Origin of the sequence: Streptomyces sp. GMY02 (assembly GCF_019056675.1) — a bacterium.
GTDB classification, from domain to species: domain Bacteria; phylum Actinomycetota; class Actinomycetes; order Streptomycetales; family Streptomycetaceae; genus Streptomyces; species Streptomyces odonnellii.
This window is the reverse complement of the sequence record NZ_CP077658.1, coordinates 636,584-650,036: the sequence shown is the minus strand read 5'-3', so window position 1 is coordinate 650,036 and position 13,453 is coordinate 636,584. Positions and strand designations below refer to the sequence as shown.

The following is a 13,453-nucleotide window of genomic DNA, read 5'->3' as shown; positions in this document are numbered from 1 at the left end:
CCGGCCGTCGCCGCCGCCTTCTCCCTGGGTATCCGTCACATCCGTGAGTCTCATCGGCGTGAGCGGGTGGGGTGTCCTCAATCGCCGGACGGGCTTGATATTCGCTCGTCCGGTGGTCCTGGCATCGTTACGGAGCGGTCTTCGGCAGCCCCGGCGGGTTCAGCTCGGAGGAGGTCACGGCCTCGCTCGTGAGGCCCCAGCGCGCCAGCACCTTCTCGTACGTACCGTTCTTGATCACGGTGTCGAGCGCCTGCTGAAGCGCCTTGATCAGGCCGTTGTCCTTCTTGGTGGTGGCCGCGATCTTGCCCTGGACCTCGGCGCCGCCGCCCGAGTACGTACCGATGATCTCGGTCTCGCCGGTGGCGGCGGCGTGGTAGGCGGCGGTGGGGTTGGGGCCGAGATAGGCGTCGAGGCGGCCCGAGCCGAGCGCGAGGTAGTAGTCGCTCGCGTTCTGGTAGTACTTGATGTCCGTGGCCTTCAGGCCGTTCTTGACGTTCTGCTCGCTCCAGTCGACCAGCAGCTTCTCCTGGTTGGTGCCCGAGGCGACGCCGATGGTCCTGCCCGCCACGTCCTCGGGGCCCGCGACCTTCCAGTCGCCGCCCTTCTTCGCCTCGAACGCCAGATTGTCCAGACGGTAGGTGGCGAAGTCGTACTTCTCCTTGCGCTCCTCGGTGACGGTGATGTTGCCGAACCCGGCGTCGTACTTCCCGCTGTCGAGGCCGACGAAGATATTCGCCCAGTCGACCGTGTTGTAGTGCGGCTTCAGCCCGAGCACATCCGCGACCAGCGAGGCGATGTCCGGCTCCACCCCGATCACGGTCTTGTCGTCGGTCGCGTAGAAGTCCAACGGCGGTACGGAACCGGCCGAGTTGACGATCTCCAGGGTGCCGCGCCTCCGGATGTCCGCGGGGACGAGCGCGGCGACGGAGTCGACCTTCTCCGTGCTGATCCGCTTCTGGTCGGGGCCGAGGTCGATCTTCAGCCCCTCCTTCCCGGAGCCCTTGGCCGACACCTCGTCGGTGGCGCCGTCGGCCGGATCGCCGCAGGCCGAGAGGGAGAGCACGGTGATCAGGCCGAGCAGTGCGGCGGTGGTGCGGCGGGTACGTCTGGACGGCACGGAGGGCTCCTCGCTGGATACGGGCGGATGAGAGGGAGTTGAAAGGACGGGTTCGTCACAGGACTTTGGAGAGAAACGCCTTGGTCCGCTCATGGCGCGGCCGGTCGAGCACCTCGGCCGGCGGACCCTGCTCGACGACCAGTCCGTCGTCCATGAACACCACGGTGTCGGCGACCTCACGGGCGAAGCCGATCTCATGCGTGACCACGATCATGGTGGTGCCGCTACGGGCCAGATCCTTGATCACATCGAGGACCTCGCCGACCAGTTCGGGGTCGAGCGCCGAGGTGGGCTCGTCGAAGAGCAGCACCTTGGGCTCCAGTGCCAGCGCGCGGGCGATGGCCACCCGCTGCTGCTGACCGCCGGAGAGCTGCCGCGGATACGCGTCGGCCTTGTCGGCGAGGCCCACCCGCTCCAGCAGCCGGGCGGCCTGTTCGACGGCGGCCCTGCGGGGCCGGCGCAACGCGGAGACCGGGGCCTCGATGATGTTCTCGACGACGGTGAGATGCGGGAAGAGATTGAAGTTCTGGAAGACGAAGCCGATGTGGAGCCGCTGCTTCAGGACCTCCCGCTCCTTGAGTTCATGCAGCTTGGATCCGGAGCGGCGGTAGCCGATCAGCTCGCCGTCGATGCTGACGTATCCGCGGTTGAGCTTTTCGAGGTGGTTGATGCTGCGCAGCAGGGTCGACTTCCCCGAGCCCGAGGGGCCCAGCACGACGGTGACCTCGCCCGTGCGGACCTGGAGGTCGACCCCGCGCAGCACCTCCAGCGTGCCGAAGTTCTTGTGCACACCCCGCACATCGACCATCAGCCCGCCGCTGCTCTCACCCGTGGCGGTGTTCTCACTCGTGGCGTTGGCGGTCATCGCGGGAAACCTCCGGTGGCGGCAGCGGCCCGCATCCTGCGGGTGAAGTCTCTGGCCCGCTGGAGCGGGGTGGGCGGGGAGTGCGCTCGGCGCCGCGCGCGAAGTGCCGCTCCACGTAGTACTGGGCGATGGACAGCAGCGTGGTGAGCAGGATGTACCAGGCGGTCGCGACCATCAGCAGCGGCACGACCCGGCCGTTCCGTCCGTAGATCACCTGGACCTGGTAGAACAGCTCGCCGATCGCCATCACCGAGACGATCGAGGTGCCCTTGAAGAGGGAGATGACCTCGTTGGCGGCATTGGGCAGGATGCCGCGCATCGCCTGCGGCAGCAGGATGCGGCGGAGCTGCCGCAGCCGGGGGATGCCCAGCGCCGCCGCGGCCTCCAACTGTCCGCCGTCCACCGAGATGAATCCGCCGCGCACGATCTCCGCGGCGTACGCGGCCTGGTGCAGCGCCAGCCCGATGACGGCGGCCGACATGGCGCCGACCAGGTTCATCGTGTCGAAGCTCCACAGCACCGGACCGAACGGGACGCCGACCCCCAACTCCTGGTACAGGTAAGCGAGGTTGAACCAGAACAGAAGCTGGACGATGAGCGGGATCGAGCGGAAGGCCCAGATGTACGTCCAGGCGACCGTCTGCAGAATCGCGCTGCGCGACAGCCGCATGAAGGCGAGGACGACGCCGAGGGCGAAGCCCAGGACCGTGCCGTACGCGGTGAGCTGGAGCGTCACCCAGACGGCCTTCAGCACGGTGTCGGTGGACAGATAGAGGAAGAAGGTGTCCCAGTCCCAGCCGGGATTGGTGACCAGACCGTGGATGAACTGCGCGACGACGACCAGCGCCGCCGCCCCCGCCACCCACCGCCAGTGGTGGCGCGCGGGCACGACCTTCAGCGCCGCGAGATCTTCCGTACCCGCGAGATCTTCCGTACCCGGGGGGACGTCCGTACGGACTCCGGCGGGCGCGGAAGCCTTCGCCGGTGCGGGAGTCGGCGGTGCCGCGGACGGCGGTACGGGCGGGGTGCCGGCCGGAGTGCCGGTTGCGGTATCCATCGGAGGCTCCTGCCGGCTACTTCGCTTCGGGCGGGCTGATCTGCGACTCCTCGATGGCGGAGTCCCGCGTCCCCCACTTGTCGAGGATCCGGCCGTAGGTGCCGTTCTTGATCAGCTCGTTGACGGCGCCCTGGAACGCCTTGAGCAGCGGCGAGCCCTTGGCGAAGGCGAAACCGACATCGAGCCGGTGGAACTCGCCCAGGAACCTGACCCCGGCCGCCGGCTGGGCCGCCTGGTAGCGCAGTCCGTTGATGGTCGACATGACCACATCGATCCGGCCCTGCTGAAGACTGGTCGTGATGGCGCCCTGGTCGGAGAAGACCTTGACCGTGTACGGCTTCTTGCCCGCGTCCGCGCAGACCCCCTTCTGGGAGTTCAGCGTCGCCTCGAAGGTGGTGCCCGCCGAGGTGCCGACGGTCTTGCCGCAGAGCTGTTCCAGCGTGGTCACCTTGTTGAGGCTCGTGTCGTCCTTGCGGACGGCGAACCCCTGCCCGTCATTGATGTAGGTGACGAAGTCGATCGTTTTGCGCCGCTCGTCGGTGACACCGAAGTTCGCGGTGCCCAGGTCGTACTTCCCGCTGCCGAGCGCCGGCAGGATCGCCTCGAAACTCGCGTCCTGCCGCTCAAGTCTCAGCCCCAGCAGCTTGCTGACGGCATCGGCGATGTCGATGTCCAGCCCGGCCGGCTCACGGGTCGAGGTGTCGGGGAAGTACGCGCTGGGCGGCGCCCCCACGAAGGAGGCGATACGGAGCGTGCCCTGCGCGCGGACATCCGCCGGCAGCAGGTTCGCCAGCGCCGCGTTCTTCTTCAGCGACGAGGTGACATCGTCCGAGGGCGCGGGCGAGGCCGCGCCCGCCGGTCCGGGGCCGGACACCGTGTCCGCACCGCATCCCGCCAGGACGGGCAGCAGCAGGGCCGCGGCGAGGACGGCCGGCAGCCGACCGCGCGACGGGCGCGGTGAACGTACGGGACGTACGGGCCTGTCGTCGCGGCGCGCGGGCCGCGTACGGCCTGGGATCAGGGGGCGCACGGGGTCATACCTTTCCTTCGGCGGAGCCGGCGGGACGGCCGGCGAGATCCTTCTCGAACGGCAGCGGGCCGATGGTCTCCGGATCGGCACTCGTGTCAAACAGGGGTGTGTATCCGGCGGTGAGATAGAGCCCTCGCGCCTCGGGCTGGCGCGGCCCGGTGGTCAGATGGATCCGGCGGTAGCCCCGTGCGACGGCGGTACGTTCCAGTTCGCCGACCACCCGCAGGGCCAGCCCCCGCCGCCGGTGCGCGGAGTGCGTCCAGATCCGCTTCAGCTCGGCCGTGGTGCTGTCGTACCGGCGGAACGCGCCTCCGGCGACCGGCTCGCCGTCCTCCAGCAACAGCAGCAGGGCCCCGTGCGGAGGCTCGAACTCCTCCTCCGGATAGCGGGCCAGCTCGTCCCGCGGGTCGATGCCGTAGCGGGTGGCGTACTCCCGGCCCAGCTCGCTCAGCATCGGCAGCACCAGTGGATCCGAGAGAGCGGTCCGTACCCAGGTCTGCCCGCCCGGTTCGGCGACGGAGGTCATCAGCCCGCCTCGGCCAGGCTCCGCGTGCCCTCGGCCGCGCGCTCGGCGTCCCGCTTGGCGACCTCTTCACGTACCAGCGGGATGACGTGACGGCCGAAGTCGATGGCGTCGTCCAGCAGGTCGTAGCCACGGGCGGAGATGATGTCCACGCCCAGGTCGTAGTAGTCGAGCAGCGCCGCGGCGACCGTCTCGGGCGTACCGACCAGGGCGTTGGAGTTGCCCGCGCCGCCGGTGGCGGCGGCGGTCGGGGTCCACAGCGCCCGGTCGTAGCGCTCGCCCGACTCCGCGATCGCGATCAGCCGCTGCGACCCGGTGTTCTCGGGCTCTCCCCGGCGGTGGTGGCGCACCAGGACCGGGTCGCCCTGCTCCCTGCGCGCCTTGATCGCGTCCACCGTCCGGTGGGCCTTCTCCCAGGCCAGTTCCTCGGTCGGGGCGATGATCGGGCGGAAGGCCACCTGGATACGGGGCGGCTTCGGGCGCCCGGCCGCGAGCGCCGCGGCCCGCACCGCCTCGATCTGCTCCGCGGTTTTCTCCAGCGGCTCGCCCCACAGGCAGTAGATGTCGGCCTCGGCGCCGCCCGCCTCGTACGCCGCGGGCGAGGAGCCGCCGAACGACACACCGGGCCGGGGCTGCTGGACCGGGAACACATCGCTGACGAAGTCGTGGAAGCGGTAGTGCTCGCCCTCGTGGTCGAAGGCCTCGTGCGAGGTCCAGATCCGCTTGACGATGCCGATGTACTCGCGCGTCCGCGAGTAGCGCCGGTCCTTGGTGAGTGTGTCGCCCTCGCGGCCCTGCTCGTGGTCGTTGCCCCCGGTGATGAAGTGGACCGTGAGCCGCCCGTCGCTGATCCGGTCCAGCGTCGCGAAGGTCTTGGCGGCATAGGTCGGGTACGACACGTTCGGCCGGTGCGCCAGCAGGATCTGGAGCCTGTCCAGCCGGGACGCGATGAACGCGGCGGCCGGCGCGGGATCGGGCGAGCCCGAACCGTACGCGAACAGCACCCGGTCCCAGCCGTGGTCCTCATGGGCGCGGGCGAGCCTGAGCGTGTACTCCTTGTCGAACGCGGCGCCGGAGCGGGGATTCGTCTCCGACCCGTCGTGGGTGGCGGCGATACCGAGGAACTCCACAGGCATGACGGACCTTTCGAGCGGGGAAGAGGAGCCGCCCGTACGCGGGCGGAGGGCATGCCGAAGGAACCCTGGGCACACACCGCGGGACAGCGGCTCGACGGAAGAGCTGTGGCGGACGCGGGCAGGCGGAACTCAGAAGCTCAGAGGCGGTGGCTCAGAAGCGATGACGCAGACAGCGGATGGCGCGTGGAACGTCGGGAGACGACGGCAGCGCGCGCCCGGAGAAGAACGCGGAGAGAGGCCCGCCACGGAAATCACCGAGGGAGGGAGGGGCCGGTCGGACGGCCCGCTGCCGGGTCAGGGCGCTAGGCGCAACAAGAGGCGGACCACACTCGACCGAAGTCGATGTGGCCGCGGGTGACCAACGGCGGCTGCTTCTGCATGGAGCCAATTGAGCACGGTACGTTCACCGAAGTCAACCGGTGCCCGCACTGTGGTCGGGCACCGCCGCTCCTTGACAAGGGCGCCGACTCCGCCCGTACGATCGAGGGACGTACGGCCCTGTGGTGCCCGGCTGTTCAGCGAAACCGGCGCCGACACCGGGGCGTACCGGCCGTGTTGAGGGACGCGGTGTGCGCGAAGACGTCCGGAGTACGCAAGTCCGCCGCCGCCCGATCTCTCCCGCCGGAGCCCCCTCATGTCCGCAACCCCCGATGTCCTCGGAGCGTCAGGCCCGTCCTCCCCGGGCCCGTCCCCTTCGGACACACCTTCCGTAGACACGCCTTCCTCGGGCACGCCTCATTCGGGCGCGGCCTCCCCGAAACGGGATCTGTCACCGCCCGGGGCCGACGAGATCACCCGTATCGTGCCCCGCCGTCACCTCGGCCGGTGGCTGTCCGGAGCCGTGGCGCTGCTCGTTCTCGCGATGGTCGTCAACTCGGTCGTCCGCAACGAGCGGTTCCAGTGGAGTGTGGTGGGCCAGTACTTCACCACGCCCGCCGTACTGGACGGACTGCTGCTCACCCTCTGGCTCACCGCGGGCGTGATGGTGCTGGGATTCCTCATCGGCACCGTCTTCGCCGTCATGCGGCTGTCCGCCAACCCCGTGCTGCGCACGATCAGTTGGGGATACGTGTGGATCTTCAGATCCACCCCGCTGCTGGTGCAGCTCCTGTTCTGGTTCAACATCGGCGCGCTCTATCCGACGCTCGGCATCGGGATCCCCTTCGGCCCCGAGTTCCTCACCTTCAAGACCGTGAACCTCTTCGGCGCCGGACTCACCGCCCTGATCGGGCTCACCCTGCACGAGGCGGCCTACGCGGCGGAGGTGGTGCGCGGCGGCATCCTCTCCGTGGACAGCGGGCAGACCGAGGCCGCGCAGTCGCTGGGGCTGAGCCGCCGGCGGGTGCTGCGCCGGATCATCGTGCCGCAGGCGATGCGCTCCATCGTTCCCACCGCGGGCAACATGCTCATCGGCACCCTGAAGGGGACCAGCATCGTGAGCGTCCTCGCCGTACAGGACCTGCTCTTCTCGGTGCAGCTCATCTACAACCGCACGTACCAGGTGATCCCGCTGCTGATGGTGGCGACTCTCTGGTACATCGCGGTCACCAGCGTGCTGTCCGTCGGCCAGTTCTACGTCGAGCGGTACTACGCGCGCGGCGCGGCCCGCGAACTGCCGCCCACTCCGCTCCAGCGGCTGCGCCACCGGACCGCGGACCTGGCGGGACGTCTCCGTACCGCCACCGCTCCGACGCGCTCACCCGCCGGAAATCGGGAAGAATTTCACAAGTAGGAGGAGAGAGGTTCGAACGAGATAGTACAAAACCGTATGAAAAGGGTGTGAATCCCATGCGAGTGGCATTCCTCATGGCCCCGGCAGGCGTGGAGCAGGCCGAGCTGACCGAACCGTGGCAGGCGGTGGGCGACGCCGGCGGCGATCGCGTACTGGTCTCCACGGCACCGGGGGAGGTCCAGGCCTTTGACGGCCTGGACAAGGCGGACACCTTCCCCGTCGACACCACGGTGTCCGAGAGCGGCGCCGACGACTACGACGCGCTGGTCCTGCCCGGGGGCGTCGCCAATCCGGACGCCCTGCGGATGGACCCGAAGGCCGTGTCGTTCGTCAAGGACTTCTTCGACGCGGGCAAGCCGGTGGCGGCGATCTGCCATGCGCCGTGGACGCTGATCGAGGCCGACGTGGTGCAGGGCAGGACGATGACCTCGTGGCCGAGCCTGCGGACCGATCTCGGCAACGCGGGCGCCACCTGGGTCGACGACCAGGTCATGGTCGACACCTCCGCGCCCAGCACCCTGATCACCAGCAGGAAACCGGCGGACCTCGACGCCTTCTGTGCGACGTTGCTGAAGGAACTCGGCATCTGAGGAACCCGGGATCCGAGGACTCCGAGGACACGGAGTCCGCGCCGCCGGGGAGAGCCCGGAAGGACAGCGAGAGGAGCGATTCCCGTGAAGAGTTCCGCGAAGAGTTCCGGGAAGGGTACGCACCCGCCCGTGGACGAGGTCGTGGTGGCGCTCACCAACGGGGCGAAGGAGGACGCGCACGCCGTGTTCGGTGTGCTGCGCACGGCCTTCGCCTGTGACCGCGCCGCCGACGACATCCCCCGGGAGGTGGCCGAGCGCCGTCCCACCGTGTGGATCGCGACGTACGACGCCTCCCACATGCGCAGAAAGCCGGGGCCCGTGAAGCTGGACGCGCCACTGACGGCCACCCTCCAAGGTGGCTACGCCGCGGTGGACAGCATGCGGAAAACCCTGGCCTCCGTGTTCACCGTCCGTGACATCGGAACGGCCTTCGGCGACCAGGAGGAGGAGATCCAGGTGCGCCTGGAGAGCCGGTAGGCGCCGGTGTCCGGGGCGTGAACCGCTTTCGTGTTGCGGTCATGGAGAGGCGACCTCACCCTGAGGATGACCCAGAAGTGGTTATCGCTCACGCTTCGTGCTCGGGGGTCGTTGGTACGTCGTCAGCAGTGGTACGGGTACGCGAGCAGTGGTACGCGGTTGACGCCGGCGGCAGGGGTACAACGTGGCGAAGCCTCTGGGCCTCTGTGTGAGGAGCCTCGACCATGACAGTTCCACTGGCCCGTCACTACGTGGTGGAATTGCACGCCTCCCCGGAGCGCGTCGCGCAGCTCCGGCGCATCGTCGCAGCCCATCTCCGGCACTGGAAACTCGAACTGCACATCGATCCCGTCGGCAGGGCCGTCGCCGAACTCCTGACCAATGTCCATCGTCATGCCGGCGACGACAACCACTGTGTGATCGAACTGCGCTGGACGGGCCGGCATCTCACGGTGTCCGTCGAGGACAACGGCCCCCGGATGCCCCGGCTGCGTACCGCGGGCGGCGGAGGGCTGGCGCGGGTCGCCGCGCTGAGCGACAGTTGGGGCACCTGCCCCACGGCCGCGGGCAAGGTCATCTGGTTCACCAGGAGTGTGCGCAGCCCGCAGGACATACCGCGGGGGCCGCGGGCCCCGCTCGGCGGGCTCGACGCCGCGCGGCGCCGGCCGGTCCCGGAACCCGCCCCCTTCCCGGATCCCCCGGCTCTTCCGGCCTGGCCGGCCGTTCCCGTGCTGGTCTGACCGCATGTGACCCGAGCCGCCGTGCCGTACACCAGAAGCGCCGTACACCAGGCGGGAGTTCGTCACCCGCTTCCGGTGTACGGCGCTTCTCGTGCACAGCGTCTGCCGTGCTCGCACCGCGTCAGCCGTGCTCCCGCGGCTCTACGGCTCACGGCGGTCCGTACTCGTCCTCGTCGCCGTACGGCATCTCGTCCTCGTCGGCATACGGGACCTCGGACTCCTCCGTGTACGGAATGAGATGCACCGCGGCCTCCTCAGCCGACGCCGCGGCACCGTCGATCCCCACATCGCTGGCGATCATGTCCTTCTCGGCGTCCTCGTGCGCTCCCTCGTCGGGCGCCACCAGCCGCCCCGAGCGGTCGTCGCCGACCTCGTCGTCGAGCGTCTCGCCCTCTCCGTACGGCAGATCGCCGATACCGTCCCCCACCGGGGCCGTCAGATCGGGGACCTCCTCCGCGAGCCGCTGGTCCAGCGTCTCGCCCCTGCGCTGCTCGGCGGCCGTCGTCCCGGTGTGCTCCACGCCCAGCGGGCGCTCCGGCGGCGACCAGCCCTCGTCGAAGGGGTCGGAGCCACGGTCGAGCAGGGTGTCCTCGGGGTCGAGGATGCCCTCGTCGTCGATGATCTCCGAGCCGTCCGGCTGGTAGACCTCGTCACCCATCAGCCCGTCACTCTCTTCGCCGTCGCCGCTCACGTCGTACTCCTCGCTCCCCGTGCGCCGGCGCGTCGGGGTCCTGCCGGTGGGAAGGGGCGGCTCCTTCCTCTGCGTCCACCTTCCCACCTCTCCCCACCGTGTCAACCGGCGGCAGAAGCCCAGGTGGGACGGCTCGTGCGGCGGGGTGCGGGGGACGCCCGGCGGGCCGGGGTGTTTGTCGCCGCCCTCGGCGGGCACGTGACAAGTCGTCCCGTACGACCCGTAATGTCACAGCCCGGAGTCGAACGTGAGCCAGAAACGCATAGTCATCGTCGGGGCCGGATTCGCCGGCTACGAAGCCGCCCACACGCTCTCCCGCCGCCTGAAGGACAGAGCGGAAGTGGTCCTGCTGAACCCCACGGACTACTTTCTCTATCTCCCGCTCCTGCCCCAGGTCGCCGCGGGCATTCTGGAGCCCCGCCGGGTGACCGTCTCCCTCCCCGGGACCCTGCCGCGCGTACGGCTCGTCCTCGGCGAGGCCGACCATGTCGACCTGGAATCGCGGTGTGTCGGCTACCGGGGACCGGAGGGCGAGCGCGGCGAGCTGACGTACGACCGGCTCGTCCTGGCCGTGGGCAGTGTCAACAAGCTGCTGCCGGTGCCCGGCGTCGCCGAGTACGCGCACGGCTTCCGCGGACTGCCCGAGGCGCTCTACCTGCGCGACCATGTCACCCGCCAGATAGAGCTGGCCGCCGACACCGCCGACCATGGAGAGGCAGCCGCCCGTACCACCTTCGTCGTCGTCGGGGCGGGCTACACCGGCACCGAAGTCGCCGCCCAGGGCCAGCTCTTCACCGATGCCCTGGTCCGCAAACAGCCCGCCTGGCGCCATGCGTGCAAGCCCCGCTGGCTGCTCCTCGACATCGCCCCGCGTGTCCTGCCCGAACTGGACCGCAGGCTCTCCACCACCGCGGACCGGGTGCTGCGCCGGCGCGGTGTGGACGTACGGACCCGTACCTCCGTCAAACGCGCCGGACCGACCGGAGTGACCCTGGACGACGGCGAGTTCATCGAGACCCACACCCTGGTGTGGTGCGTGGGCGTACGGCCCGACCCGCTGGTCTCCGGAGTCGGCCTGCCCGTCGAGCGGGGCCGGCTGCTGGTCGACGCACAGCTCAATGTGCCCGGCCACCCCGAGGTGTTCGCCTGCGGTGACGCCGCGGCCGTACCGGACCTCACCAGGCCGGGCCGGTTCACCCCGATGACCGCCCAGCACGCCGGCCGGCAGGGCAGGGTCGCGGCCCACAATGTGATCGCCTCCCTCGGCCACGGCGAGCAACAGACCTACCGGCACAACGACTTGGGGTTCGTCGTGGACCTCGGCGGTGTCAAGGCCGCGGCCAACCCGCTCGGGGTGCCGCTGTCCGGACCGCTCGCGGGCGCGGTGACCCGTGGCTACCACCTGGCGGCCATGCCGGGCAACCGGGTGCGCGTCGCCGCCGACTGGCTGCTCGAATCGATCCTGCCGCGACAGGCCGTACAGCTCGGTCTGGTCCGCTCGTGGACCGTACCGCTCGAATCGTCGTCGCCGGAGCTGGCGCGCGTACCCGGCGGACCCGACACCACCGACCCACACCGCACACCCCGCGAGGAGTGACATGAACAGCGAAGAACTGGCCGAACTGGGACAGCAGTTGAGGGTCGACTCGGTACGGGTCGCGGACAAGGCCGGTTCTGGCCATCCGACCTCCTCGATGTCCGCGGCCGATCTGATGGCGGTGCTGCTCGCCAAGCATCTCCACTACGACTTCGACCGCCCCGCCCACCCGGGCAACGACCGCCTCATCTTCTCCAAGGGCCATGCCACACCGCTGCTGTACTCCATGTATCTGGCGGCGGGCGCGATCGACGAGCAGGAGTTCCTCACCTACCGCACCCTCGGCAGCCGGCTCGAAGGCCATCCGACCCCGGAGCTTCCCTGGATCGATGTCGCCACCGGCTCGCTGGGCCAGGGGCTGCCCGTGGGAGTCGGCATGGCGCTCGCCGGCCAGCGGCTGGGCCGTACCCCGTACCACGTCTGGGTGCTCTCCGGCGACAGCGAGATGGCCGAGGGATCGGTGTGGGAGGCGATCGAGCACGCCGGGGTCGAGCATCTCGACTCGCTGACCCTCGTCATCGACGTCAACCGGCTCGGCCAGCGCGGCCCCACCCGCCACCAGCGGGATCTGGAGGCGTACGGCCGCAGGCTCCGCGCGTTCGACTGGCACACCATCGAGATCGACGGCCATGATGTCGACGCCGTCGACGCGGCCTTCAACGAGGCCCGGTCGACCGGCCGCAGGCCCACCGCGATCATCGCGGGCACCCGGAAGGGCAAGGGCGTCGCCTCCGTCGAGGACCGCGAGGGCATGCACGGCAAGCCGCTGCCCGACGCCGAGAGCGCGATCGAGGAGCTGGGCGGCCGGCGCTCCATCCGGGTCTCCGTGGCGAAGCCCGCAGGACCCGAGGCCCCCGCCCGTACCGCGAGGCATCCCGTCACCCTCGAACTGCCGCGCTACGAGATCGGCGACTCGGTGGCCACCCGTGACGCGTACGGAAGGGCCCTCGCCGCGCTCGGTACGGCCAAGGGCGAGGTCGTCGCGCTCGACGGCGAGGTCAGCGACTCCACCCGGGTGGAGTTCTTCGCGAAGGAGCACCCCGACCGGTTCTTCGAGTGCTACATCGCCGAACAGCAGCTCATCGCGGCGGCCGTCGGCATGCAGGCGCTGGGCTTCGTCCCGTTCGCCTCGACCTTCGCGGCGTTCCTGACCCGCGCGCACGACTTCCTGCGGATGGCGTCCGTCGGCCGGGCCTCGATCAATGTGGTCGGCTCGCACGCGGGCGTCTCGATCGGCCAGGACGGACCGTCGCAGATGGGCCTGGAGGACCTGGCGATGTTCCGTGCCGTGCACGGCACCACGGTGCTGCACCCCTGCGACGCCAACCAGACGGCACGGCTGGTGGCGGACATGCACGCCCTCTCGGGCATCCGCTATCTCCGTACGCTCCGGGGAGCGACCCCGGTGATCTACGGGCCGGACGAGGAGTTCCCCGTGGGCGGCAGCAAGGTGCTCCGCCGCTCGGACGGCGACCGGGTGACCCTGATCGGCGCGGGTGTCACCGTGCACGAGTGCCTCAAGGCGGCGGATCTGCTGGCCGTCGAGGGCATTCCCGTACGGGTGATCGACCTCTACTCGGTCAAGCCGGCCGACGAGCACACGCTTCAGGCGGCGGCGGCCGACACGGGCTGTCTGATCACGGTGGAGGACCACCGTCCGCAGGGCGGTGTGGGGGACGCGGTGGCCGAGGTGTTCTCGGACGGGCGCCCGGCGCCCAAGCGGCTGGTACGGCTGGCGGTGGACCGGGTTCCGGGATCGGCGACACCGCGCGAGCAGCTCCGGGCGGCGGGGATCGACGCGGACTCGATCGCGGCGGGCGTGCGGCTGCTGGTGGAGAAGATCATCCGCTGAGGGGACGCGGTGGCCGGGGTGCGGTTGCGGGGGCGGGTGACGCGCG

At 69.9% G+C, this 13,453-nt stretch carries 12 protein-coding genes and 1 pseudogene; 6 read left to right on the top strand and 7 right to left on the bottom strand.

Annotated features, from left to right (window positions below):
• Positions 1 to 127 precede the first annotated feature (127 nt).
• The 6 genes and pseudogenes from KQY30_RS02705 to KQY30_RS02680 form a co-directional block, all read right to left on the bottom strand.
• Positions 128 to 1,117 (bottom strand): ABC transporter substrate-binding protein, encoded by a 990-nt coding sequence (locus KQY30_RS02705; RefSeq protein WP_254406905.1) that lies wholly within the window; start codon positions 1,115 to 1,117, stop codon positions 128 to 130.
• 55 nt (positions 1,118 to 1,172) lie between these two features.
• Positions 1,173 to 1,982: an amino acid ABC transporter ATP-binding protein gene (locus tag KQY30_RS02700; protein WP_302185296.1), complete on the bottom strand. Its 810-nt coding sequence runs from the start codon at positions 1,980 to 1,982 to the stop codon at positions 1,173 to 1,175.
• Positions 1,983 to 2,064: 82 nt separating this feature from the next.
• A pseudogene (locus KQY30_RS02695) lies at positions 2,065 to 3,039 on the bottom strand (amino acid ABC transporter permease); the annotation flags it as partial.
• Positions 3,040 to 3,055: 16 nt separating this feature from the next.
• The gene (locus KQY30_RS02690) at positions 3,056 to 3,952 is read right to left on the bottom strand and encodes an ABC transporter substrate-binding protein (RefSeq protein ID WP_254407521.1); all 897 of its coding nucleotides are present in this window, start codon (positions 3,950 to 3,952) and stop codon (positions 3,056 to 3,058) included.
• 121 nt (positions 3,953 to 4,073) lie between these two features.
• The gene (locus tag KQY30_RS02685) at positions 4,074 to 4,595 is read right to left on the bottom strand and encodes a GNAT family N-acetyltransferase (protein WP_217305381.1); all 522 of its coding nucleotides are present in this window, start codon (positions 4,593 to 4,595) and stop codon (positions 4,074 to 4,076) included.
• On the bottom strand, positions 4,595 to 5,728 hold the full coding sequence (locus tag KQY30_RS02680) for an LLM class flavin-dependent oxidoreductase (RefSeq protein WP_217305380.1): 1,134 nt from the start codon (positions 5,726 to 5,728) through the stop codon (positions 4,595 to 4,597). Before KQY30_RS02680 ends, KQY30_RS02685 begins: the two co-directional genes overlap by 1 nt.
• A gap of 634 nt (positions 5,729 to 6,362) precedes the next feature.
• Between KQY30_RS02680 and KQY30_RS02675 the strand changes: the two genes are divergently transcribed.
• The 4 genes from KQY30_RS02675 (at position 6,363) to KQY30_RS02660 (ending at position 9,267) form a co-directional block, all read left to right on the top strand.
• The gene (locus tag KQY30_RS02675; protein WP_217305379.1) at positions 6,363 to 7,460 is read left to right on the top strand and encodes an amino acid ABC transporter permease; all 1,098 of its coding nucleotides are present in this window, start codon (positions 6,363 to 6,365) and stop codon (positions 7,458 to 7,460) included.
• Between the two features lie 56 nt (positions 7,461 to 7,516).
• Positions 7,517 to 8,050, top strand: coding sequence for a type 1 glutamine amidotransferase domain-containing protein (locus tag KQY30_RS02670; protein WP_217305378.1), 534 nt, complete (start codon positions 7,517 to 7,519; stop codon positions 8,048 to 8,050).
• Positions 8,051 to 8,134: 84 nt separating this feature from the next.
• Positions 8,135 to 8,527, top strand: coding sequence for a hypothetical protein (locus KQY30_RS02665; RefSeq protein WP_254406904.1), 393 nt, complete (start codon positions 8,135 to 8,137; stop codon positions 8,525 to 8,527).
• 224 nt (positions 8,528 to 8,751) lie between these two features.
• Positions 8,752 to 9,267, top strand: a complete 516-nt coding sequence (locus KQY30_RS02660) for an ATP-binding protein (RefSeq protein ID WP_217305377.1) — start codon at positions 8,752 to 8,754, stop codon at positions 9,265 to 9,267.
• Between the two features lie 148 nt (positions 9,268 to 9,415).
• Here the strand turns inward: KQY30_RS02660 and KQY30_RS02655 are convergent, their stop codons facing one another.
• Positions 9,416 to 9,925, bottom strand: a complete 510-nt coding sequence (locus KQY30_RS02655) for a DUF5709 domain-containing protein (RefSeq protein ID WP_232788658.1) — start codon at positions 9,923 to 9,925, stop codon at positions 9,416 to 9,418.
• A gap of 280 nt (positions 9,926 to 10,205) precedes the next feature.
• On the opposite strand from KQY30_RS02655, the gene KQY30_RS02650 reads away from it, so the two are divergent.
• Positions 10,206 to 11,555, top strand: a complete 1,350-nt coding sequence (locus tag KQY30_RS02650) for an NAD(P)/FAD-dependent oxidoreductase (protein ID WP_217305376.1) — start codon at positions 10,206 to 10,208, stop codon at positions 11,553 to 11,555.
• A 1-nt stretch (position 11,556) separates the two neighbouring features.
• Positions 11,557 to 13,407 carry a transketolase gene (locus KQY30_RS02645; protein WP_217305375.1) on the top strand — a complete coding sequence of 617 codons (1,851 nt, stop codon included), beginning with the start codon at positions 11,557 to 11,559 and terminating at the stop codon, positions 13,405 to 13,407.
• Positions 13,408 to 13,453 lie beyond the last annotated feature (46 nt).